Source organism: Actinomyces sp. (assembly GCF_030530635.1).
Lineage (GTDB): Bacteria > Actinomycetota > Actinomycetes > Actinomycetales > Actinomycetaceae > Actinomyces.
Map to the genome: position 1 here is coordinate 29,178 of NZ_JAUMUL010000003.1, position 20,936 is coordinate 50,113.

19 protein-coding genes and 3 tRNA genes are annotated in these 20,936 nt (G+C 68.1%); 17 read left to right on the forward strand and 5 right to left on the reverse strand.

The window, feature by feature from the left end; all coding sequences use genetic code 11:
- From Q4A20_RS01570 to htpX, 6 genes are all read left to right on the forward strand, one after another.
- Positions 1-1,572 carry an NADH-quinone oxidoreductase subunit M gene (locus Q4A20_RS01570; protein ID WP_303119439.1) on the forward strand — a complete coding sequence of 524 codons (1,572 nt, stop codon included), beginning with the start codon at positions 1-3 and terminating at the stop codon, positions 1,570-1,572.
- Positions 1,569-3,131 carry an NADH-quinone oxidoreductase subunit NuoN gene (gene nuoN / locus Q4A20_RS01575; RefSeq protein ID WP_303119443.1) on the forward strand — a complete coding sequence of 521 codons (1,563 nt, stop codon included), beginning with the start codon at positions 1,569-1,571 and terminating at the stop codon, positions 3,129-3,131. The genes Q4A20_RS01570 and nuoN overlap by 4 nt, the downstream gene beginning before the upstream one ends.
- On the forward strand, positions 3,128-4,234 hold the full coding sequence (locus Q4A20_RS01580) for a polyprenyl synthetase family protein (RefSeq protein WP_303119445.1): 1,107 nt from the start codon (positions 3,128-3,130) through the stop codon (positions 4,232-4,234). Before nuoN ends, Q4A20_RS01580 begins: the two co-directional genes overlap by 4 nt.
- Before the next feature lie 445 nt (positions 4,235-4,679).
- Positions 4,680-6,167, forward strand: a complete 1,488-nt coding sequence (locus Q4A20_RS01585; RefSeq protein WP_303119447.1) for an FAD-dependent oxidoreductase — start codon at positions 4,680-4,682, stop codon at positions 6,165-6,167.
- A gap of 58 nt (positions 6,168-6,225) precedes the next feature.
- A complete protein-coding gene (ald, locus tag Q4A20_RS01590) occupies positions 6,226-7,338 on the forward strand; it encodes an alanine dehydrogenase (RefSeq protein WP_303119450.1) in 1,113 nt (370 codons plus the stop codon).
- Positions 7,339-7,393: 55 nt separating this feature from the next.
- Positions 7,394-8,257 carry a zinc metalloprotease HtpX gene (htpX, locus tag Q4A20_RS01595; RefSeq protein ID WP_303119452.1) on the forward strand — a complete coding sequence of 288 codons (864 nt, stop codon included), beginning with the start codon at positions 7,394-7,396 and terminating at the stop codon, positions 8,255-8,257.
- Here htpX and Q4A20_RS01600 read toward each other — a convergent pair.
- Positions 8,251-8,739, reverse strand: a complete 489-nt coding sequence (locus Q4A20_RS01600) for a hypothetical protein (RefSeq protein ID WP_303119455.1) — start codon at positions 8,737-8,739, stop codon at positions 8,251-8,253. The two genes, htpX and Q4A20_RS01600, sit on opposite strands and share 7 nt — an antisense overlap.
- A gap of 341 nt (positions 8,740-9,080) precedes the next feature.
- Here Q4A20_RS01600 and Q4A20_RS01605 point away from each other — a divergent pair.
- From Q4A20_RS01605 to Q4A20_RS01625, 5 genes are all read left to right on the forward strand, one after another.
- Positions 9,081-9,165, forward strand: a tRNA-Tyr gene (locus tag Q4A20_RS01605).
- 121 nt (positions 9,166-9,286) lie between these two features.
- Positions 9,287-9,359: transfer RNA gene (locus Q4A20_RS01610), tRNA-Thr, on the forward strand.
- Positions 9,360-9,399: 40 nt separating this feature from the next.
- Positions 9,400-9,473 (forward strand) — tRNA-Met (locus Q4A20_RS01615).
- A 58-nt stretch (positions 9,474-9,531) separates the two neighbouring features.
- Positions 9,532-9,699 carry a 50S ribosomal protein L33 gene (rpmG, locus tag Q4A20_RS01620; protein WP_303119658.1) on the forward strand — a complete coding sequence of 56 codons (168 nt, stop codon included), beginning with the start codon at positions 9,532-9,534 and terminating at the stop codon, positions 9,697-9,699.
- Between the two features lie 119 nt (positions 9,700-9,818).
- Positions 9,819-10,550, forward strand: coding sequence for a MaoC/PaaZ C-terminal domain-containing protein (locus Q4A20_RS01625; RefSeq protein ID WP_303119456.1), 732 nt, complete (start codon positions 9,819-9,821; stop codon positions 10,548-10,550).
- 6 nt (positions 10,551-10,556) lie between these two features.
- On the opposite strand, the gene Q4A20_RS01630 is transcribed toward Q4A20_RS01625, so the two are convergent.
- Positions 10,557-11,213, reverse strand: coding sequence for a nucleoside triphosphate pyrophosphatase (locus Q4A20_RS01630; protein WP_303119458.1), 657 nt, complete (start codon positions 11,211-11,213; stop codon positions 10,557-10,559).
- A gap of 76 nt (positions 11,214-11,289) precedes the next feature.
- On the opposite strand from Q4A20_RS01630, the gene Q4A20_RS01635 reads away from it, so the two are divergent.
- The 4 genes from Q4A20_RS01635 to Q4A20_RS01650 all read left to right on the forward strand — a co-directional run bounded on the left by Q4A20_RS01635 (position 11,290) and on the right by Q4A20_RS01650 (position 15,366).
- A complete protein-coding gene (locus tag Q4A20_RS01635; protein ID WP_303119460.1) occupies positions 11,290-12,306 on the forward strand; it encodes a biotin--[acetyl-CoA-carboxylase] ligase in 1,017 nt (338 codons plus the stop codon).
- 111 nt (positions 12,307-12,417) lie between these two features.
- Positions 12,418-13,467: an adenylate/guanylate cyclase domain-containing protein gene (locus tag Q4A20_RS01640; RefSeq protein WP_303119660.1), complete on the forward strand. Its 1,050-nt coding sequence runs from the start codon at positions 12,418-12,420 to the stop codon at positions 13,465-13,467.
- A gap of 98 nt (positions 13,468-13,565) precedes the next feature.
- A complete protein-coding gene (locus Q4A20_RS01645) occupies positions 13,566-14,234 on the forward strand; it encodes a response regulator transcription factor (RefSeq protein ID WP_303119463.1) in 669 nt (222 codons plus the stop codon).
- A 52-nt stretch (positions 14,235-14,286) separates the two neighbouring features.
- A complete protein-coding gene (locus tag Q4A20_RS01650) occupies positions 14,287-15,366 on the forward strand; it encodes a sensor histidine kinase KdpD (protein WP_303119466.1) in 1,080 nt (359 codons plus the stop codon).
- A 650-nt stretch (positions 15,367-16,016) separates the two neighbouring features.
- Here Q4A20_RS01650 and Q4A20_RS01655 read toward each other — a convergent pair.
- From Q4A20_RS01655 to Q4A20_RS01665, 3 genes are all read right to left on the reverse strand, one after another.
- Positions 16,017-16,706, reverse strand: coding sequence for a VTT domain-containing protein (locus Q4A20_RS01655; RefSeq protein WP_303119662.1), 690 nt, complete (start codon positions 16,704-16,706; stop codon positions 16,017-16,019).
- 193 nt (positions 16,707-16,899) lie between these two features.
- On the reverse strand, positions 16,900-17,376 hold the full coding sequence (locus Q4A20_RS01660; RefSeq protein ID WP_303119664.1) for a GtrA family protein: 477 nt from the start codon (positions 17,374-17,376) through the stop codon (positions 16,900-16,902).
- 134 nt (positions 17,377-17,510) lie between these two features.
- Positions 17,511-18,668, reverse strand: coding sequence for a hypothetical protein (locus Q4A20_RS01665; RefSeq protein WP_303119666.1), 1,158 nt, complete (start codon positions 18,666-18,668; stop codon positions 17,511-17,513).
- A gap of 280 nt (positions 18,669-18,948) precedes the next feature.
- Between Q4A20_RS01665 and Q4A20_RS01670 the strand changes: the two genes are divergently transcribed.
- A complete protein-coding gene (locus tag Q4A20_RS01670) occupies positions 18,949-20,202 on the forward strand; it encodes a 5-(carboxyamino)imidazole ribonucleotide synthase (protein WP_303119469.1) in 1,254 nt (417 codons plus the stop codon).
- A gap of 149 nt (positions 20,203-20,351) precedes the next feature.
- Positions 20,352-20,885, forward strand: a complete 534-nt coding sequence (gene purE, locus Q4A20_RS01675) for a 5-(carboxyamino)imidazole ribonucleotide mutase (RefSeq protein ID WP_303119472.1) — start codon at positions 20,352-20,354, stop codon at positions 20,883-20,885.
- Positions 20,886-20,936 lie beyond the last annotated feature (51 nt).

Sequence of the window (20,936 nt, forward strand, 5' to 3'; positions counted from 1 at the left end):
ATGAACACAACGCTCCCCGTACTGTCCGTCATGGCCATCGTCCCGCTTACCGGGGCCTTGCTGCTGTGGCTCCTGCCGCCGCTGCGGCACCAGGGACGGGTCCTCGGCCTGCTCTTCTCCCTGGCCACGCTCGGCGTCGGCGTCTGGGCGCTGACCGCCTTCGACTTCACCCGTGCCGGCACCGTCCAACTGGCCGAGACCCGCCCCTGGATTCCCACCATGGGCGTGTCCTGGGCGCTGGGAGTCAACGGTCTTGGTCTGGCCATGCTGGCATTGACCGTCTTCCTGGTGCCGCTGGTGCTACTGGCCGGCTGGGGAGAGGTGCCCGCGGACCGGCAGGCCCTGTTCAGCGGTCTGGTTCTGACCCTCGAGGCCTTCGTCGTGGTGATTTTCTCCGCCCGTGATGTCTTCCTGTTCTACATCTGCTTCGAGGCCATGCTCGTGCCGGTGTACTTCCTCATCGGTCGCTTCGGGGGTGCGCGCCGCCGTCGTGCCGCGCTCAAATTCCTGCTGTACTCGTTGGCCGGCGGCCTGATCATGCTCCTGGGCGTGGTGGCCCTGTACGTTTACGGACCCCGTGGTGAGGGCGCCTACCTGATCGACAACCTCGTCGGACAGATTGTGGCCTCGCCCGGGGCGTCGCGTTGGATCTTCTTGTCCTTCTTCGTCGCCTTCGCCATCAAGGCCCCCATGGTGCCGTTGCACACGTGGCTGCCGGACACCGCCGAACAGGCCACCCCGGGCACCTCGGTGCTGCTGATCGGGGTGTTGGACAAGATCGGTACCTTCGGCATGGCCGCACTGGTGCTGCCCCTATTCCCGCGTGAGTCCGCCTGGGCCGCCCCAGTGGTACTAGCGTTGGCGGTTATCGGCATCATTTACGGCGGCCTGGCCGCCATCGCCCAGGACAACCTGTTCCGACTGATCTCCTACACGTCGATCAGTCACTTCGGCTTCATGGTGCTGGGCCTGTTCATAGGCAGCCAGATAGCGGCCACCGGAGCGATGGTGTACATGGTGGCCCATGGGCTGTCGATCGCCGGCCTGTACCTGGTTACCGGATTCCTCGCCCGCCGCACCGGCACCGTCAACATCAGCGAACTCGGCGGCATCCAGCGGATCATGCCGTTGATTGCCGGCACCTTCCTCATCTCAGGCCTCGCCTCCATCGCCCTGCCGGGTCTGAGCGGGTTCGTGCCGGAGTGGATGGTGCTTACCGGCACCTTCTCGAAGTCAGTGCCGCTGGGCGTGGTCTCCGTATGCGGCGTCGTCATAGCCGCCGTCTACGTGCTGCTGCCCTACCAGCGGGTCTTCACCGGCTCTCCCGCCCGTGAGCGGGTGGGCAGCGCCGACCTCGATGGGCGGGAGCGACTCGTCTTGGTGCCGATCATCGCCGCGATGTTCGTAGTCGGGCTGGCACCTGCCACCCTGACCAACGCCTTTGAGGACGTCGCCTTCCAGGTCGCCTCCGTGCTGGACGAGGACGGCGCGCCCCCGGCTCAGGCCGGGCAGTCCACCGTCCCGGCCGGTTCCGACGTCGCCTTTATGATCGCAGAAGGGAACACCAAGTGAGCCTCACCGCCCCGGTCATCGAATGGGCCGGCCTCACCCCTGTACTGATCATCCTGACTGCGGGCGTTATCGGCGTCCTCGTGGAGGCCTTCGTGCCCCGCAGCGTCCGACCGGCCGTCCAGACGCTGCTGAGCGTCATGGCGGTTCTGGGTTCCGCCGTCGCCCTGGCGGGTCGCTGGGAGGTCGTCACCTCCGGCACCGGCCGGGAACTGACCGCCGGAATCATGGAGGACCCCTTCGGCGTCGCCGCCCAGGCGGTTCTGCTGACGATAGGTCTGCTGGCCATCCTGGTCATGGCTGATCGCACGACCGCCGACGACGGCGCCTTCGCCGCCCAGGCGGCCGATCGGCCCGGCAGCGCCGAGGAGGCCGAGTCCATCCACGCCGGCTGGATCTCAACCGAGATATTCCCGCTGACCCTGCTCTCGCTGGGCGGCATGATGCTGTTCCCATTGGCTGGCGGCATGATCATGCTCTTCGTAGCCCTCGAACTGGTGTCGCTGCCGCTGTACATCATGGCGGCAATGGCCCGCCACCGGCGGCTTCTCAGCCAGGAGGCGGCCTTGAAGTACTTCGTTCTGGGGGCCTTCTCCTCGGCCTTCCTGCTCATGGGGGCCGCGCTTCTGTACGGTGTGTCGGGCTCCGTGTCTTATTCGGCGATAGCCTTCACGATCTCCACTGGGGGAGCGGAGGGTATGGACTGGCTGGTCCTGGCCGGCATCGGCCTGGTCACCGTCGGTCTGCTGTTCAAGACCGCCGCCGCCCCGTTCCACGCCTGGAGTCCGGACGTTTACCAGGGGGCTCCCACCCCGGTGACCGGCTTCATGGCGGCAGGTGTGAAAGCCACCGCCTTCCTCGCGCTGGTGCGCTTCTACTACGCCGTCGCCGGTCAACTCGGCTGGGATCTGGTCCCATTCCTGTCGGCCGTCGCCGTCCTGACCATGGCGGTGGGAACCGTAGTCGGTGTCATCCAGAAGGATGTAAAGCGCATGCTGGCCTATTCGGCCATCGCCCACGCCGGTTACATGCTCATCGGCATCATCGCCGGGAACGGACTGGCGGTCCTCGCCCTGCTGTTGTACGCCCTCACCTATGGTGTGTCTACTGTCGGTGCCTTCGGTGTGATCACCCTGGTGCGCACAAGCCACGAAGGCGCTCCCGGAGCCGAGGCCACAGATCTGGATGCCTTCGCCGGCCTGGGCCGCCGCAGTCCCTGGCTCGCCGGGGCCATGACCGTGTTCCTGCTGTCCTTTGCCGGTATCCCGCTGACCGCCGGGTTCATTGCGAAGTTCGAGGTATTCATCGCCGGTGTGGCCGGCGGGGCGACCTGGCTGGTGATAGTCGCCGTGATCAGCTCGGTGGCAACCGCATTCTTCTACATGCGGCTGATAGTGCTCATGTTCTTCCGGGAGCCGGAGGGTGAACGGGTGACCGTCGTCTCCTCCATGGGACCGACCGCCTTGACGATCGGCCTGGCCGCTGCCGCCACGGTGCTGATCGGCATCCTGCCGCAGGCCGTCATAAGTGGATTGGCCAACGCCGCTATGCTCCTACTGTGATTGGAACGTTGCCCCTCAACCTGCCGCAGCTCGAGGGCCGGATCATCCCGGCCCTCGACTCGGTTGAGAGTCGCCTGCTGGAGGTCGTCTCCAATGCCGACGAGACCATCAACCCGCCGACCTCCCACTTGGCCGAGGCGGGTGGTAAGCGCCTGCGGCCGGTGCTCACGCTGCTGACCGCACAGCTCGGCGACCCCGAGCTGGCGGACAGTGAGCCGGTTAGAGATGCCGGAGTGGCGGTAGAACTGACCCACATCGCCACGCTCTACCACGATGACGTCATGGATGAGGCTCCCTTGCGCCGGGGTGCGCCGAGCGCCCAGACCGTATGGGGAAACTCTGCGGCGATCCTCACTGGCGATGTGCTGGTGGCCCGTGCGTCACAACTGGTGGCCGCCCTCGGGCCACGTGCCGTCCTGGCTCACGCCAAGACCTTCGAACGACTGTGTATGGGGCAGCTGCATGAGACCCTGCCCCGGCCTACGGGCACGGACCCGGTGCAGCACTACCTACAAGTGCTGTCTGACAAAACGGGTTCTCTGATCGCCGTTTCCGCCGCGTATGGTGCCATGCTCTCCCGTGCAGGGGAAGCGACCGAAGGGATCGTGGAGGCCTTCGGGGAGAAGATCGGGGTGGCCTTCCAACTTGCTGACGACTGCATCGATCTGACCAGCGATGCCGCTACCACTGGTAAGACCCCCGGCACCGACCTGCGGGAGGGCGTGGACACCATGCCGGTGCTGCTGCTGCGTCAGGCGCTGGCGGCAGGTGAACTCGACGCCGCCGGGCAGTCGATCCTGGCCACGCTTTCGGGCGCAGACCTGACCGATGACCGGGTGCTGGCGGATGTCGTTGCTCAACTGCGCATCCACCCGGTGCTCGCGCGTACCCGCGAGATGGCGAAGGACTGGGCGGATGAGGCGGTGGCGGTGCTCGACGGCCTGGAGGACGCGGTCCTGGCAGGTACCGTCGAGCGCCTGAACACCTACGGGATCACTGGGCAGGAGCGTGAGTCCGCTTTTGCTGACGCTCAGCATCGCGTGGCTCTAGTACGTGACGGCATGGTGCAGTTCGCCCACCTCCTCGTGGACCGCGCCGCCTGAAGACTGAGCGCATTGAGGTCGGTTGACCTTACGTGCCCAGGTCGGTTGCTATGGCTGCGGGCGACGGGGCAGAATCCTTGGCCGCATGCAATCCCAGGCGGTCACGGCTATTGACCAGTCCGCTCCGATGGCAGGTCGTGGCCGTAGGGGCTGTGGGAAGGGGGCCCTTCGTGTTTTTCGGGTGTGGTGGCGGATGGGCGGGGCCCGCCGTGCCTCAGCCGGGTACGGCACCATCACCACAGCTCAAAACACGAAGCGCCCCGAACATCTCACCATCCCGGCACGTAATAAGTGCCGGTCTCGGCGAGGAGGGCGAAGTACAGTAGGTGGGGCGGGATGCACGCCACATCGCGCGCCCGGACTGGCCGCATACACTTGGGCGGGCCTTAGCGCCGCCCGTCGGCGTGCGGGGCCATCCATCCGTAGTCGCCAGAAACGAAGAGCAGTGAACCCACGCCCCTTAAACGTAGCCGTCATCGGAGCGGGCCCCGCCGGCATCTACGCCTCGGACATCCTGTCGAAGTCGGGCCTGGACGTGAACATCGACCTGTTCGAGCGCCTTCCCGCCCCCTATGGGCTGGTGCGTTACGGCGTTGCCCCCGATCATCCGCGCATCAAGCAGATCATCGTGGCCCTGTACAAGATCCTCCAACGCGGTGACATCCGCTTGATCGGCAACGTGGAGGTAGGTCGTGACATTAGCGTGGAGGAGCTGCACGAGCACTACGACGCTCTGATCTTCTCCACCGGCGCCGACACCGACGCTCCCCTGGACATTCCCGGCATCGACGCCCCTGGGTCCTTCGGCGGCGCCGACTTCGTCTCCTGGTACGACGGGCATCCCGACCACCCGCGCACCTGGCCGCTGGAGGCCAAAGAGGTCGCCGTGATCGGCGTCGGCAATGTCGCCCTGGACATCTCCCGCGTCCTGGCCAAGCACGCCCGGGACCTGATGACCACGGAGATCCCGGCGAATGTGGCCGAGATCCTGGCGCAATCCCCGGTCACTGACGTGCACGTCTTCGGTCGTCGCGGTCCCGCCCAGGTGAAGTTCACCCCCCTGGAACTGCGAGAACTGGGTAAGCAGCCCGATGTCGACGTCACCGTCGACGAGGAGGACTTCGAGTACGACGAGGGCTCTCGCCAGGCCCTGGCCGCCTCGAACCAGCAGCGGCAGGTGGTCAAGGCGTTGGAGGGCTACGCCATGCAGGAGCCCGAGGACCTGACGGCCTCGCGCACCATTCACATACACCTGTTCCAGGCACCGTCGGCGATCCTCACCGATGCTGCCGGGCATGTGCGCGCTCTGCGCACCGAGCGCACCCGGCTGAACGGCGACGGCACCGTCTCCGGCACGGGGGAGTTCAAGGAATGGCCGGTTCAGGCCGTCTACCGGGCGGTCGGCTATGCGGGCAGCCCCATTGCGGGACTTCCCTTCGACGCCGAGCGGCATGTGATCCCCAATGCCGGCGGCAGGGTGCTCGGGGATGACGGCGAGCCGCTGACCGGCATCTACGCCACCGGCTGGATCCGGCGGGGCCCCGTCGGCCTGATCGGATCCACCAAGTCCGACGCCCAGGAGACGATCACCAACCTGGTCTCCGACGCCCAGGCAGGGCTGCTGCACGCCACCACCGACGACGCCTCCCAGGTCGGTCACGACGCCCTGCTCGCCCTGCTTGAGACCCGTGAGGTGCCCTACACCACCTGGGAGGGGTGGGAACTGCTGGACGCCTACGAGCGCCGCCTGGGGGATGAGTTCGGAGAGGTGACGGTCACCGGGGGGAAGTCCAAGCCGCGTGAGCGCGTCAAGGTGGTTGCCCGCGAGGCCATGACCGCCATCTCCCGCAGCACCGAGGTCCCGGGCGACCTCATTGGCGAGCCGGAGCCCGAACGCGTGCCCGCGCGGGTCGCCCACCGATTGCAGGACTGACCGGCGGGCGGGGCGGTAGGCTGGGCCGCCGACAGCTCAACCGTAGAAAGGCAGCCCCATGCGCATTGGCGTACCCACCGAGGTCAAGGACCACGAGTACCGAGTCGCCCTCACCCCCGCCGGGGTGGACACCCTCGTGGGCAACGGGCACGAGGTGACCGTGCAGGCCGGGGCCGGCCTGGGGGCCGGCATAACCGACGAGCGGTACCTCGACGCCGGTGCGACCATCGCCGTCGATGCCGCCTCCGTGTGGGGCGACGCCGAGATGGTACTCAAGGTGAAGGAACCGGTCCCCGCCGAGTTCGGATACCTGCGTGAGGACCTGCTGCTGTTCACCTACCTGCACCTGGCCGCCGACCGCGGTCTTACTGAGACTCTGCTGGAGCGCCGAGTGACCGCCGTCGCCTATGAGACGGTCGCCACCGACGACGGCGGTCTGCCGCTGCTGGCACCCATGTCCGAGATTGCGGGGCGGCTCGGCACCCAGGTCGGTGCGAACGCCCTGCTCGCCCCGGGCGGCTCCGGCGTGCTGCTGGGCGGTGCCGCCGGCGTGCGCCGTGGCAGCGTGGTCGTGCTGGGCGGGGGCACGGCGGGGCTTTCCGCCGCGCGGGTGGCAGCGGGCATGGGTGCGGATGTCACCATCATGGACATCAACCCCGCCAGGATGCGCCAGATCGATGAACTCACGGGAGGGGTGGTCCGCACTCGCTTCTCCACCCCGCTGGATGTGGCCGGGGCCGTGGCTGATGCCGACCTGGTCATCGGAGCCGCGCTCGTGCCCGGGGGCCGTACTCCCAGGCTGGTGACCCATGAGATGGTCCAGACTATGCGGCCAGGCTCGGTGCTGGTAGACATCGCCATCGACCAGGGCGGCTGCTTCGAGGACTCCCGTGTTACCACCCACTCCGAGCCCACCTACCAGGTTGACGGCAAGATCTTCTATGCGGTGGGCAACATGCCCGGGGCCGTGTCCTACACCTCCACCTATGCGCTGACGAACGCGACGCTGCCCTACGCGGTCGTGTTAGCCGACCACGGTTGGCGTGATGCCTGTCGGGGGCGTGCGGACCTCGCCCGCGGTCTGGCCACCCACGCCGGCGCCCTGTACACGACCGGCGTCGGGCGGGCCCTGGGCCTTGAGGTAGCAGACGTCGCCACGCTACTGGCCTGAGCCCCTCCGCCACGTTCCCAGTGGCTGCCCAGCGAATGTCCATACACTCATCGCCATGACAGGCACGAACCACCACAACGGGCTCAAGACGGCGGTGCTCATGGGAGGACTGTGGGGCCTGCTGCTGCTGATCGGCTGGCTGCTTGCCCGCGGCACCGGCTCGAGCATCTGGCTGCTTATCATGCCGGTGATCGGGGTTGCCCAGACGGTCTACACCTACTGGAATTCGGACCGTCTGGCAGTGCGTTCCATGGGCGCCATTGAGGTGAGTGAGGCGCAGCAGCCGGTCATGTACGCCGTCGTGCGGGAACTGTCGGCTGCCGCCGGGCAGCCGATGCCGCGGCTGTACGTGGCTCCCACCATGAGTCCCAACGCCTTCGCTACCGGTCGCAACCCGCAGCATGCCGCCGTGTGCTGTACGCAGGGCATCCTCCAGCTGCTCAACCGGCGGGAACTGCGCGGTGTGCTCGGCCACGAGCTGTCACACGTGTACAACCGGGACATCCTCACCGGCTCCGTCGCCGCCGGAATCGCCGGGGTGATTTCCTCGATCGCCACCGGCATCATGTGGTTCGGCGGGGGCCGGGACCGGCGCGACGGCAACGCGCTCGTCCTGCTACTGCTGGCCCTGCTCGCCCCGCTGGCCGCCGGCCTCACCCAGTTCGCCATCTCCCGCACCCGGGAGTACGACGCCGATCATGACGGCGCGGTGCTCACCAACGATCCGCTGGCCCTCGCCTCCGCGCTGCGCAAGCTGGAGACGGGTGTGGCGGCGGCCCCCATGCCGCAGGACCCGCGTTTGGAGCCGGTCAGCGCCATGATGATCGCCAACCCCTTCGGTGGCGTGAAAAACCTGTTCGCCACCCACCCGCCGATGGCGCAGCGCATCGCTCGCCTGGAGCAGATGGCCGGCTACTGAGCGGCGCTGCAGGCGTCGCCCTCGGGGCGCATGCCGGCCAACGTGCTTAAGTCGAAGTAGCTGACGTTATTGAGGACCAGGAGCACCGGATAAGTTCCGCTGGTGCACTCCGATACGGTGGCCTCCTCGGAGGTCGTTTCAATGCTTAGGCAATCTCCTGCCTGCACGGCGACCAGCGAGCGGCTCGGCTCCTCGTCCAGGCCGATTAGGCACAGTCCCTGGAAGGTGGTGGTTGTGCCCTCGACGGTTTTGCAGTCGGTGCCGGCCTCGGCGGTGACCATGTAAGCGGCGTTCGCGGACTCGCAATCGGCCATGTAAACCTTGTCGGCCTCCTTGCCCTCGGGGTCTTGGATGCACTGACCTCTGCTGGCTTGGGTAGCCGGGAGCGGTCGGTTGCGTGCGAGTCCGACGACGATGGCACCGATGCCGATGCCTGCGCCGACCACTGTGATCACCAGCACCGCCATCACCAGAGTGAGCATGCGCCGGTTCTTACGGGTGGGCCCGGGTTGCGGCATGGGGGTACCCGGGACCGGCACCTGTGCCGGCATCCCGGGCTGCGGCCAACCATACGGACCCTGTGAGCCGTATGGTGGCCGAGCGCCGGGCCGCTGGCCGGGTCCGTAAGGAGGCTGGGGTTGCGACATGGCAACAACTCTAGAGTCTCTCGTGTCAGCAAGGAGCCGGAGGTGACGACCTCATCGGCGTTGTGAGCAGAGTCCTACTGCGACGATTGGCGTGCGTCGTCGTCGGCTTGCTATCCTTCCACGGCACCGAGCGAAGACGTGGGACGGGATTGCCGCCCCCGCTGAGCGAGGAGCCCGGCGGGTTGCCCGAGCGGCCAATGGGAGCTGACTGTAAATCAGCCGCAGTATGCTACGGGGGTTCGAATCCCTCACCCGCCACCATGGTTACGGCGCATGCGCGCCCGTAGCCAGAACCCGCTCGCCAGGGCGGGACCGCGGTGAGCGAGGCCACGGGGAGCGGAGTTGCGCGGGCGATTCCGATCTGCCTAGAGTTCCGCTCGTTGCCCCGATAGCTCAGTCGGCAGAGCGTCTCCATGGTAAGGAGAAGGTCAAGGGTTCGATTCCCTTTCGGGGCTCGGATGCTGCGGGGGCCCAAGGGCCCCTGCCGTGTCATCTGGCGAGGTAGCTCAGCTGGTTAGAGCGCACGACTCATAATCGTGAGGTCGAGGGTTCGAGTCCCTCCCCCGCTACGCAAGTTCGAGCATGGCACCCAGCGGGCTGCTCGAGGATCAGCGAGAGGAGAGGAACGTGGCCAAGACCAGCGACGTTCGCCCCAAGATCACTCTGGCATGCTCGGAGTGCAAGGAGCGCAACTACATCACCAAGAAGAACCGCCGGAACACCCCTGACCGGCTGTCTCTGTCGAAGTACTGCCGCCGTTGCCGCAAGCACACGGAGCACCGCGAGACCCGCTGAGCGGGGTGGTGCTCAGCGCCTTCACAGGCCCCGACGACGCCAGGTCGTCGGGGCCTCGCTGTATCTCTCGTCCGATCGATGAATCGGCGGGTGGCCGATGCGGCGGAGCTGTCGATGACATGGCCTCCGTCCTCGCCGCCGTGCTCGACCGCTCGCCGCGGGCCGGCCGCCTCGACGCCGTTGGTGCCGCGCAAACGATTCTGCCCGCGGTGGTGGCGCTCGAGCGTGTAACCGATGCGATGGTTCGCGGGGAGACCCTAGAACCGATCGGATCGACCGGGCTCATACACCGCCGCTGCCGCATCGCGCCGATCGACCTGGATACGTCGACAGACGCTCCCGTGGTTTCGGGGATGAGCGAAGGTAACGCCGATCTGACCCGTACCATTCGTGGCGGCTGGGAGCTGACGTGTGCGACGGTCCTGGTGCATGACGCCGGAGCCGCCTGGCCCACAGGCGTTCGAGTCATCCATGACGTGGCTCGGCGCACGGAGGCGCAGACGAGCAGTCCGGTCGACCGGAATCCCCGGACCGCCGCCGTGGCCCCTACGGTGTTCACGCTGACGGCCGGGGATGTGCGTGCCTGGGCGCATGCCACCGGCGACCACAATCCGATCCATCGCCGTCCCGGCGCGGCCCGGGGCTCCGGACTGTCCGTGGGGGAGGAGGACATCGTCGCTCACGGATTGCTTCTGGGAGCCCTCAGCTTGGCACTGCTCCCCGCCGTCGGCGGCGTCGACCTGCGCTTCACCGGGGCCGTCCCGCTGCGGCCGGGTGGGGCTGCAGTCCTCCGGGCACTGGCCGACGGCGGTCTGTCCCGGGCTGGGCGCACCGTGGTGGTGCGCCGCTGAGTCGCGTCAACGCGTCGACGTCGACCACAGGTCGGTCCAGACAACTCCCAGACGCGCCAGCAGCCGACGCAGCAGCGGCAGGGAGATGCCCACCACGCCGTGCGGGTCCCCTTCGACGCCGTCAATGAAGGCCCCGCCCAGGCCGTCGATGGTGAAGGCACCCGCGCACCACAGCGGCTCCCCGGAGGCGACGTAGGCGTCGATCTCGGCGTCGGTCGGCTTGCCGAAGTGCACGACGGTGGAGGACACGCCCTCGGCGGTGGCGGCGTCGGCGGCGCGCACCAAGCAGTGGCCGGTGTGCAGGGTGCCGCTGCGGCCGCGCATCGCCTGCCAGCGCTCACGGGCTCGGGTAGCCGTCTCCGGCTTACCGACCACCGTGCCGTCGAACTCCAGCATGGAGTCGCAGCCGACCACCACCAGGGCCGGATCGGCCGCCGCGGCGGCCGGCGGCAGGGCGCCGGCGACGGCGAGCGCCTTGGCGCATGCCAGTGCCTGCACCTGCTGGGAAGGGGTGGGGGCCGCCGCGCCCGCGGCGCAGTGGGAGGCGGCGAGATCCGTCAGGACTCGGGACTCGTCGACATCGGAGACCTGCACCCGCGGTTGGATTCCGGCCGCGCGCAGGGTGGCCAGCCGACCGGTGGACTTTGACGCCAGAACAAGCACGCCTCCAAGCCTAATGTGTGCGCCGCAGGGGACGGCGGGCGGGACTACGCCGGAAGTGTTCCCGTAGGCTGTCGGCATGAGCGCCCACTCACCGTTCAGCCGCCTGGAGGTCGTGGCCCGCACCGCTTCGACCAACACCGACCTGCGGCGGGCGCTGTTGGGCCCCGGTGGTGTACTCGACCCGAATTCGGCGGATGACTGGCCGCACCTCTCCGCTCTCCGAGCCGTCACTCAGACCGCCGGCCGGGGGCGTGCCGACCATGTCTGGACCACACCGCCCACAGGTGCGCTGACCGCTTCGATTGTGCTGCGCCCCCTGGTGCCCGCGAACCGCCTGGCGTGGCTGCCGCTGCTGGCGGGACTCGCCGTCGTCCGCGCGCTCACCGCCCGGCTGGAGCCTGCCGGCTGGTACGCGGCGACCAAATGGCCCAACGACGTCATCGCCCTGCCGCTACCGGCGACACCGGCTCCACCATCGGTTGCCGGCTGGGGATGCGGCCGCAAACTCGCCGGTATCCTCACTGAACTGATCCCGCCCGCCGGTTTCGGCGTCGACACTGGGAAGCTCACAACCGATCCGCGCGCCGGCGTCCCGGCCGACCGTGCGCAGGCCGCTGCCGTCGTCGTCGGCATCGGGATCAACCTGTCCCAGCCCGCCCGCGACCTGCCCGTCCCCTGGGCGGCCTCGCTGACCTCACTCGGCCTCGCCGTGAGTGCCGAGGCGCCGGCCGCGGTCCTGGACGACTGCGGGCAGCAGCTCGGCGACCTGTTGGCGGCCTGGGAGGCCGGCGCCGGCGACCCCGACGCCGGTGACGGCGCACTGGGGAGCGAACTGCGCCGCGGCTGTGCCACTCTCGGACGCTTCGTGCGCGTGGCGGGGGTGGGCGGTGAGCTGATCGGCACGGCGGTCGACTTGAACCCCGGCCTGGTGCTGCAAACGAGCGACGATGGGGTACGGCGCCGCGTGGTCCTCGGCGCCGGGGACGTGGAGCATGTGCGTGCGGCAGAGGCCGGCACCGATCCCCATGGCCTCGACTGCGCCGGAGAAGGGAATGGTTCGGTCATCAGGCGCAAAGGTCTCCCTCAGGATTGATCACGTGCGTGTGATGTGCGCTACTCTTGCGCGGTGACCGAACCGCAGACGCACGACTCGCGCACCCCCGCCGGACACCCGGATGCCGGTGACGCCGCCTTAGCGGCGCAGGTGCCCAGGGATGAGGCCTTGGGCACGGTGCGCGGTCACGAGCGGCGACTGTTGCGGGGGACGCCTCACCTCAGTATGCGCGACATCGCCGACCGTGCCGGCACCGGGATGGACCTGGCCCGTCGCTTCTGGCGCGCCATGGGCTTCGCCGACGTGGACCCCGACGAGATCCGTTTCACCGCCCAGGACGCCGCCGCCCTGCGCACCGTCGCAGATCTGATCGACGAAGTCGACGACGGTCTGCCCTCGACGCACGCCCCCGGGGGCGGTCTCGCCGCCAGCAGTGTCCTGGAGCTGCTGCGAGCCCAGTCCTACACGATGGACCGACTGGTGCTCTGGCAATTGGAGACACTCGTCGCCGATATCTCCCAGCGCCTCCACCTGGACGACACCGCCGCCCGCCTGGTGGCCCTGGACCACATCGACGAGATGATCGACTCCCTGTCCGGGCAGCTGATCTACGTGTGGCGCCGTCACCTCGCCTCGCTCCTGGACCGTACGGACTCGGAGGTGTCCCGCCGTGGCCGTGAGGATGCCGGACCCGACTACTATCCGCTGATCCGCTCCCTGGGATTTGTGGACATTGTCTCCTTCACTCAGCGGGCTCAGACCATGGGGCGCCTGGAGCTGTCGGCGATGCTCGAGGACTTCGAGTCGACCGCACGCGATGTGGTGACTTCTCGTGGCGCCCGCGTGGTCAAGACCATTGGGGACGCCGTGATGTACATCGCCGACGACCTGACTACCGCGGCCGACGTGGTCACCGCGCTGGTCGACGAACTCCAGTCCGGACCGGAGATGATGCGGGTGCGCGCCAGCCTGGTCCAGGGGCGGGTCGTCTCCCGCTCCGGCGACGTGTTCGGACCGCCGGTGAATCTCGCCTCTCGGCTGGTGGACACCGCCGAGCCCGGAGGCATACGCATGGATGAGGCCACAGCGATGGAGATCATCAACGGGCCGGACGCGCACAGGTACACGGTCCACCCCTGCCATGACGTGGTCGCCAAGGGGCTCGGAAATGTCACCCCCTGGGCGCTCGCCCTCGCCTGACGTCCGTCGGTACCGGAGCAGCGCGCCTCGCCTGGCGCAAGTCGCCTCCTGCCGAGGGAGGATGACGCCTACCGCTCTGGTCGCATACGATCCACGATATGACGACTGTGCTTCTCGTTGAGGACGACCCCGCCATCTCCGAGCCCCTCGCCCGCGCCTTCGGCCGTGAGGGCTATGAGGTTCACGCGCATGGCACGGGCAAGGGCGCCCTTGGAGACCTGGATGGAGCGGACATCATTGTCCTCGACCTCGGCCTGCCGGACATCGACGGCCTGGATGTGGCCCGGCAGGTTCGTGCTCAGGGGCTGACCATCCCGATCCTCATGCTCACCGCCCGCAGCGAGGACACCGACCTGGTGGTCGGCCTTGACGCCGGCGCGGACGACTACGTCACCAAGCCTTTCCGCCTGGCGGAGCTGCTTGCTCGCGTGCGTGCGCAGGTGCGGCGCGCCTCCGGGGAGGCCATTGAGGATGAACTGGTCGGTGGCAGCATCCGTGTGGACGTGGCCGCCCACCGCGCCTTCGTCGGCGCGGAGGAGTTGACGTTGACCACACGGGAGTTCGAGCTGTTGCGCGTGCTGGTACGCGGTGGCGGCCAGGCGCTGTCCACCGAGGACATTCTCAAGGAGGTGTGGGGCGAGGATCCGACCGGAACGGAGCACACCCTGTCCATGCACATCACCTGGCTGCGCCGCAAGCTGGGCGACGATGCCGATGTCCCGGCGCTGTTGCTGGCCGATGAAGGCGGCTACCGGCTGGCGGTCTGACCGGGCCTGCTACCGGTCACGATTGAAGCCGACCGTCTAAGAGGGCAGAGCGATGCAACGCCGAGCTATGCAGATGACCATGGCGGCGGTGTCCGTTGCCGTCGTGCTGCTGGGGGTGCCGCTGAGCGGGGCCTGGATCGCCGTAGCCTCCCGTGCCTCTTCCGACGGTGAGGATCACCTGCGGGTGATCCTGATCGTGGTGCTGACCACCGTCGGCCTGGCCGCGGTGGCCCTGGTGGCCGCCTATGTCGTTGCTACGCGGGCATCGCGACGCATCAGCGCGCCCCTGATCTACCTGGCAGCCGAGGCCGAACAGCTGGGCTCCGGGCAGGTGCGGCCCCGCCTGCGTTCCAGCGGCATTGAGGAGATTGACCTGGTCCAGGCGGAACTGGTGCGCAGCGCCGAGCGTGTGGCCGGACGCATTGCGGCCGAGCGTCAGTTCGCCTCAGACGCCTCCCACCAACTGCGTACGCCCCTGACCTCCCTGAACCTGCGGCTGGAGGAGATCGAGCTGCTGTCCTCTCAGGAGGAGGTGCGTGAGGAGGCCCGTGCATGCATTGAGCAGGTGGATCGACTTACCGGGGTGGTGGAGGATCTGCTGCGCATCTCACGGCGCACCGGCGGTGGCACTACCGAGGCGCTCCATCTGCGCGACGTGTTCGATCAGCAGCGCGAGGAGTGGGAACCGGCATTCCACGATGCGGGGCGCACGATCTCATTCACCGATGAGGTCGGCATGCCGGTGCTCGCGACCCCCGGCTCGCTGGCGCAGGTACTGGCGACTGTCATTGAGAACTCGCTGCGCTACGGGGACGGTGCCACCAGCGTGTCCGTGCGCACCGCGAATGGCGGGCACGGTGTCTTCATCGATGTCGCCGATGAGGGCAAGGGTGTGGCGGAGGATCTCGCCCCGAGCGTCTTCGAGCGCAGCGTGTCCGGGCACGGCTCTACCGGCGTGGGGTTGGCCTTGGCCAAAGACCTGGTGGAGGCCGACGGCGGTCGCATTGAGTTGTCCCAGCGCAAGCCCGCGATCTTCTCGATCCTGCTCAACGCGGTCCCCAAGTCGCTAGACCCCAATAATGTGCTGCCCCGTGGCGCGTTGGTGAGTGTGGGGCGCCGCCGCCGGCTCTGAGCCGACTCCTACGCCTAGATCGATAGAGGTGTAATGCCGAAGTCGATCGTTTACGGAGCGCTCACCGTGAGGGTGCGACACGCTGTGTCGTGGCCGCCCGAAACTCTTGCCCGGAACCGAATTTGCCCGAAACTACCCTTTGACCGTTTTGGAAGGTGAGGTGGAACAAGGGCTCTTCCGGTTTGAGGGTGTGGTGGTTGTGACGTGGTGGCTTCGGCCTGGGCTGCGGTGTTCGCGGTGGTCGTGGTTGGGGTGGTGAGGTCGGTATCGGGTCGGTGGGGTCGTGCTCGGGCAGGCAAGGTTTTGGGTGGGTGGGGACGTCGCCCGGCCGACGGCGAGAACGACCTAATCAGCCCGACACCGACCTCGAACGCCCCGACCGCAGCCCGCCCACACCGCAACCCTGGCTGAAACCAGCACACCCACAAACACTGGAAGAGCCGGTTCTGACCACTTTTTGCCGGGCCGTTATGGGGCCGAGCATCCCCCTCCAGCTGGTTCGGAAACGGTCGTTGTGGTGGTCGGGGCCGCCTTGTACTCGTTAATGAAGGCGTGTGCCGAGAACCAGACCAGCCGCTGGCATCCCAAACCCAAGGACGGCATTGTCACCCGCTTCCCCGGGAAACCAGCCGTCCGGCGGTCCTTGCGGCTTACTCGGCGGCCTCGACGGCGATCGGCTCGGCGGACTCGTCCTTCTTGTTCGCACCGAGCTTGTTGCGCAGGGCGGTGATCAGCATGGGGAGCACCGACACGAAGACGATGCCCAGGATCATCACGTCGATGTTCTCCTGAATCCACTTGATGGATCCGAGGAAATATCCGAGCCAGGTGATGCCGAAGGCCCAGAAGGTGGCCCCCAACATGTTGAAGGCGAGGAAGTGGGTGTAGCGCATCCTGCCAACACCGGCCATCACCGGGGTGAAGGTGCGCACGATCGGCACGAACTGGGCGAGCGTGATCGCCTTGCCGCCGTGCTTGGCGAAGAAGGCGGAGGTGCGTTCGACGTACTCCTGCTTGAACAGGCGCGAGTCCTCCCGCTTGAAGATCGCCGGGCCCGCCTTGCGGCCGATGATGTAGCCAGTCTGATTGCCGACGACGGCGGCGACCCACAGCAGTGGGGCGGCCACCCAGATGTGTACGCCCACAGCGTCGGTGGCCACGAACAATCCCAGCGTGAATAGCAGGGAGTCGCCCGGCAGGAAGAAGCCGACCAGTAGTCCGGTCTCGGCGAAGATGACGAGCATCACCCCGACGATGGCCCAGGGGCCGAACCACTCGACGATCTTGGTGATGAGGTTGGCGGCATCGAGCCATTCGGGGCCGAGTCCGGGGGCGGGCATGACGGGCAGCGCCGCTGCGGACGCGGAGGGGGGCAAAGCGGCAACCGGGATCAGTGCAGTCACGACCTCAGCGTAGGAACAAACCGGGGGTGGCCGCCGAGACGAGCGCCGCATCTGGGCTGTGGAATCGGGCACGTGTATGTGAGCCGGGCTGCTGGCGAGGGTGCGTGATGACTCCCGCGGCCGGGGTCGCTCAGTGGGAGCGGGAAGCGGCGTCGCCGGTGAATACCACGTAGTGGTAGAACAGGAAACGGAAGGCCGTGCCCAGACCGAAGCCGACCACGTATGCGGAGATGTTGTCCGCCAGGGTGCCGCTCAGCCCCAGGATGTGGTGGGTGAACAGTAGACAGAACTGGGTGATCAGAATGCCGCCGGCATTCGCGAAGGCGAACAGGAAGGCCTCCCGGGCGATGCTCTCACGGGTACGGTCCCGATAGGTCCAAGAACGATTCGCCACCCAGGAGAAGCAGGTGGCCACACAGGCGGAGATGATGTTGGCGGTATTGGGATGCCCGGAGAGCACCCCCGTGGGGCCGTGCTGAAGCAGATTGAAAAGACCGGAGTCGATGACGTACGCCAGGGCGCCCACCAGTCCGAACTGCGTCAGCTCCCGCAGCCAGGCGAGCAGTCGCTCCCCGAGAGTCTGTGCGGTATCGGCGGGCTCTTCCACGGGAGTGTGTGCACGGCCGGCCGAAACCTCAGAACTCGCTTCTGTCACAGGCGTGATCATAGGAGCCGCTTCTGGATGCTCACTGACAACGTGTCTGGCATCACTCGGTTGGTGGCGGGTGTGGGACATGCGGGCTACGGCACCCAGGTGATCGGGGCGTGACCGTCCCACACCCAGCTGATCCAGAACACCTGACCTACGATCCCGGCCGCGAGCAGCATCATTCGCTGGCGCGGCGTGGTTCGGGCTGCCAGTGCCCATGCCGCCGGGGCGAGGGGCAGCAGCAGACGCAGCACCGACGTCGTCGGGTCGAAGAAGGCCAAAAGGTACAGGGCGTACCCGACACACCAAAGCCACGCGGGTGCGCCGAGTCGGCGCAGCGCCGGGGCCGACAGGGCCAGGGCGCCGGTCGCCAGGACTCCGGCCAACAGCAGTGGGCCCAGGTGGTCGCCCACCCACCACCCGCTGCGCGTCAGCCAGGGCAGCAGTGGCGTCAGTTCGCCGCCCCGCCATGAGGTCTCGGTGGCGGTGTAGGCATCGGCCCGGCCGGTGACCGCCCAGGCGAGTGCTGGCCAGGCCAGGGCACCGGCGGCGGCCACCGCCGTCAGTCCCAGCAGATGCAGGCGTTCGCCGCGGACCGGGGAGGCGCCCGTCTCCGGGGCTGCTCCGGGACGGGCACGCCGCATCTCCCACAGCCACCACAGTCCCAATGCCGCCGTCAGCGGCACACCGAGTGGGCGGGCGAAGGCCGCGGCGATCGCGGCCGGTATGGCCGCCAGGAACCGGCCACGTTCGGCCAGCAGGAGGACCAGTGCCACCGCCAACAGGCCGAGTGACTCCGCGTAGGGCAGCTGCAGCACGACGGCGCAAGGAGAGCACCAGACCAGTGCCACCGCCCACAGGGAGGTTCGCGGATCGACGCGCGAGGCCAGCCAGCGGTCCAGTACCAGTGCGGACAGAGCCGAAGCCACCAGGGACACGAGTGTGGCGCGCGCATAGAAGGACCATCCCGTCCAAGCCAGGGCCGAGGCCAGGGCCGGCAGCAACGGCATGAATGCCCAGGCATTCTGCTGCACGGTGCCGTTGGCGTCGGTCGGCAGCTGTATCGGGTATCCCTCGCGCGCGATCGTGTTGTACCAGCCGGAGTCCCAGAAGGACGCCTGCTGCATCCAAGACGGCGACGCCGGCGCCCAGACCGTCGCCCCGGTGTCGCGCGCCCCCAGGCGCAGGATCAGTAGTGACGCCAGTGTCGCCGCGAGCCACACCAACAGCACTGCGGCCCAGTGCGGCAGGGGGCCGGGTCGTGTGCCGGGGTGGTGGGAGCCGGCGGTGGGCGGGCGCGGATCGCCGGCCGGTACGGACGCGGACGCGCGGGGGGCGGTGGGCTCAGACACGGAGCCAGCGTAAGGGCACGGCCGCCCAACCGCACCGAGACCGCCACTTGTTACACGCCGAGACCGGCACTTTTAGCGCATCGAGACCGGTCGCCATGGTGGTGCCCCGACGGAGCCTCAGCCGACCGGTAGCCGGACCGGCGCCGCGATCCGCCGGAGGCGCCGTTAGGCTGGAGGCGTGAGCGCACCTGTTCTAGCCGTTATTGGAGGGGGCCAACTGGCCCGGATGATGCAGGAGGAGGCTTCCGCCCTGGACATCCACCTGCGCACTCTCGTCGAGGCGGCAGACGGCTCGGCCGCTCAGGTGACCGTTGACGCTCCGGTGGGGAGTGCCGACGACGCCGACGCCGTACGTGCCCTGGTGGCGGGGGCCGCGGCGGTCACTTTCGAGCATGAGCATCAGGACTCGGCGTTGCTGAGTCAGTTGCGCTCCGAGGGCATCCCGGTGCGTCCCGCCCCCGAGGCGCTGCTGCTGGCGCGCGACAAGCTCGCCATGCGTCGCGCCATGGACGCCGCCGGACTGCCGCAGCCGGCCTGGGCGGAGATCTCGGGGAGTGCTCGGGATATGCGTGTGCAAGTGCGTGATTTCGCCGCCGAGCGCGGCTGGCCCGTGGTGCTCAAGACGCCCCGCGGCGGCTACGACGGGCACGGTGTGCTTATGGCCCGCTCTGCCGCTGACTTGGAGGGCGGCGAGGCCGAGGCCTGGTTGGAGGCCACCGCGGCCGCCCGCGCCGGATGCGCCACCACGGGTGCTGGCGGCGGAGGCAGCCTGGGCGGCGGTGCTGTGACCAGTCTGCTGGTTGAGGAGGCGGTGCCCTTCACCCGTGAACTCGCCGTGCTGCTGGCGCGCAGCCCCTCCGGTCAGGTCGCCGCCTGGCCGGTGATCGAGTCCGTGCAGTCCGGCGGCATCTGCGTGGAGACCGTGGCTCCGGCGCCAGGGCTGGATCCGGTCGCCGCCCGAAGGGCCGAGGACATCGGCCGCACCATCGCCGAACGGACGGACGTAACCGGAGTTCTGGCCGTGGAGTTGTTCGCAGTCGAAGGCCCTGAAGGCACGCGTCTGTTCATCAATGAACTGGCAATGCGCCCGCACAACTCGGGTCACTGGACTCAGGACGGCGCCATCACCAGTCAGTTCGCCCAGCACCTGCGCGCCGTTCTCGACCTGCCGCTGGGGGCGACTCTGCCGACCGCCCCCACAACCGTCATGGTCAACTACCTGGGCGGGGACCGGAGCCCGGCCGACGACGCCGTGGCCCGTGCCCTCGCCCTCGAGCCGGAGGCCCGTATCCACCTGTATGGCAAGCAGTGGCGGCCCGGTCGCAAACTCGGGCACGTCAACCTGACGACTGCGGCCACGGATCCTGAGGGGATCGCCGTTGCGCGCGAGCGGGCGCGCGGCGTCGTAGCCGTTCTGCGTGATGAGGCGTGAGCAAGCCGGCGGCGCGTCGTTCCGGGCCGTTGCGCTGTCAGAGGGAAGACAGAGAAAATGCGGAGGACATAGGCTTGCGCCGCCGGCCGCGTGGCGATTGTCGTGAACGGCGGCGGATCAAGTGGCCGATTCAACGTAGGAGCAGCCCCATGAGCAACCAGCAGGGTCAACAGCCAGTCGTCGGTATCGTCATGGGGTCGGACTCGGACTGGCCGACCATGCGTGCAGCCGCAGATGCCCTGGATGCGCTCGGGGTCGTCTATGAGATCGACGTCGTCTCCGCCCATCGTATGCCCGACGAGATGCTCGCCTACGGGCGCGCCGCTGCCGGGCGCGGTCTGCGGGTCATCATTGCCGGTGCCGGCGGCGCCGCCCATCTGCCGGGCATGCTCGCCGCGGTCACTGAACTTCCGGTGATCGGTGTGCCGGTGCCGCTCAAGTACCTGGACGGCATGGATTCACTGCTGTCGATCGTGCAGATGCCCGCCGGTGTGCCGGTGGCCACCGTGTCCGTCGGCGGTGCCCGAAATGCCGGTCTGCTGGCCGCCCGTATCCTCGGTGCAGGGGAGGGGGACGAGGCCGAGCGGCTGCGTGCCGGCATGCGGTCCTTCCAGGTCGACCTGGCTGAAACGGCCCGCGCCAAGGGGGAGGTCCTGCGGCGGGAGTTCGCCGCCCGGCCGTGATCTCGGCGGCGGCCCCGTCTGTTCGGTGGTCCGCTGCGTCGAGCCCGCATT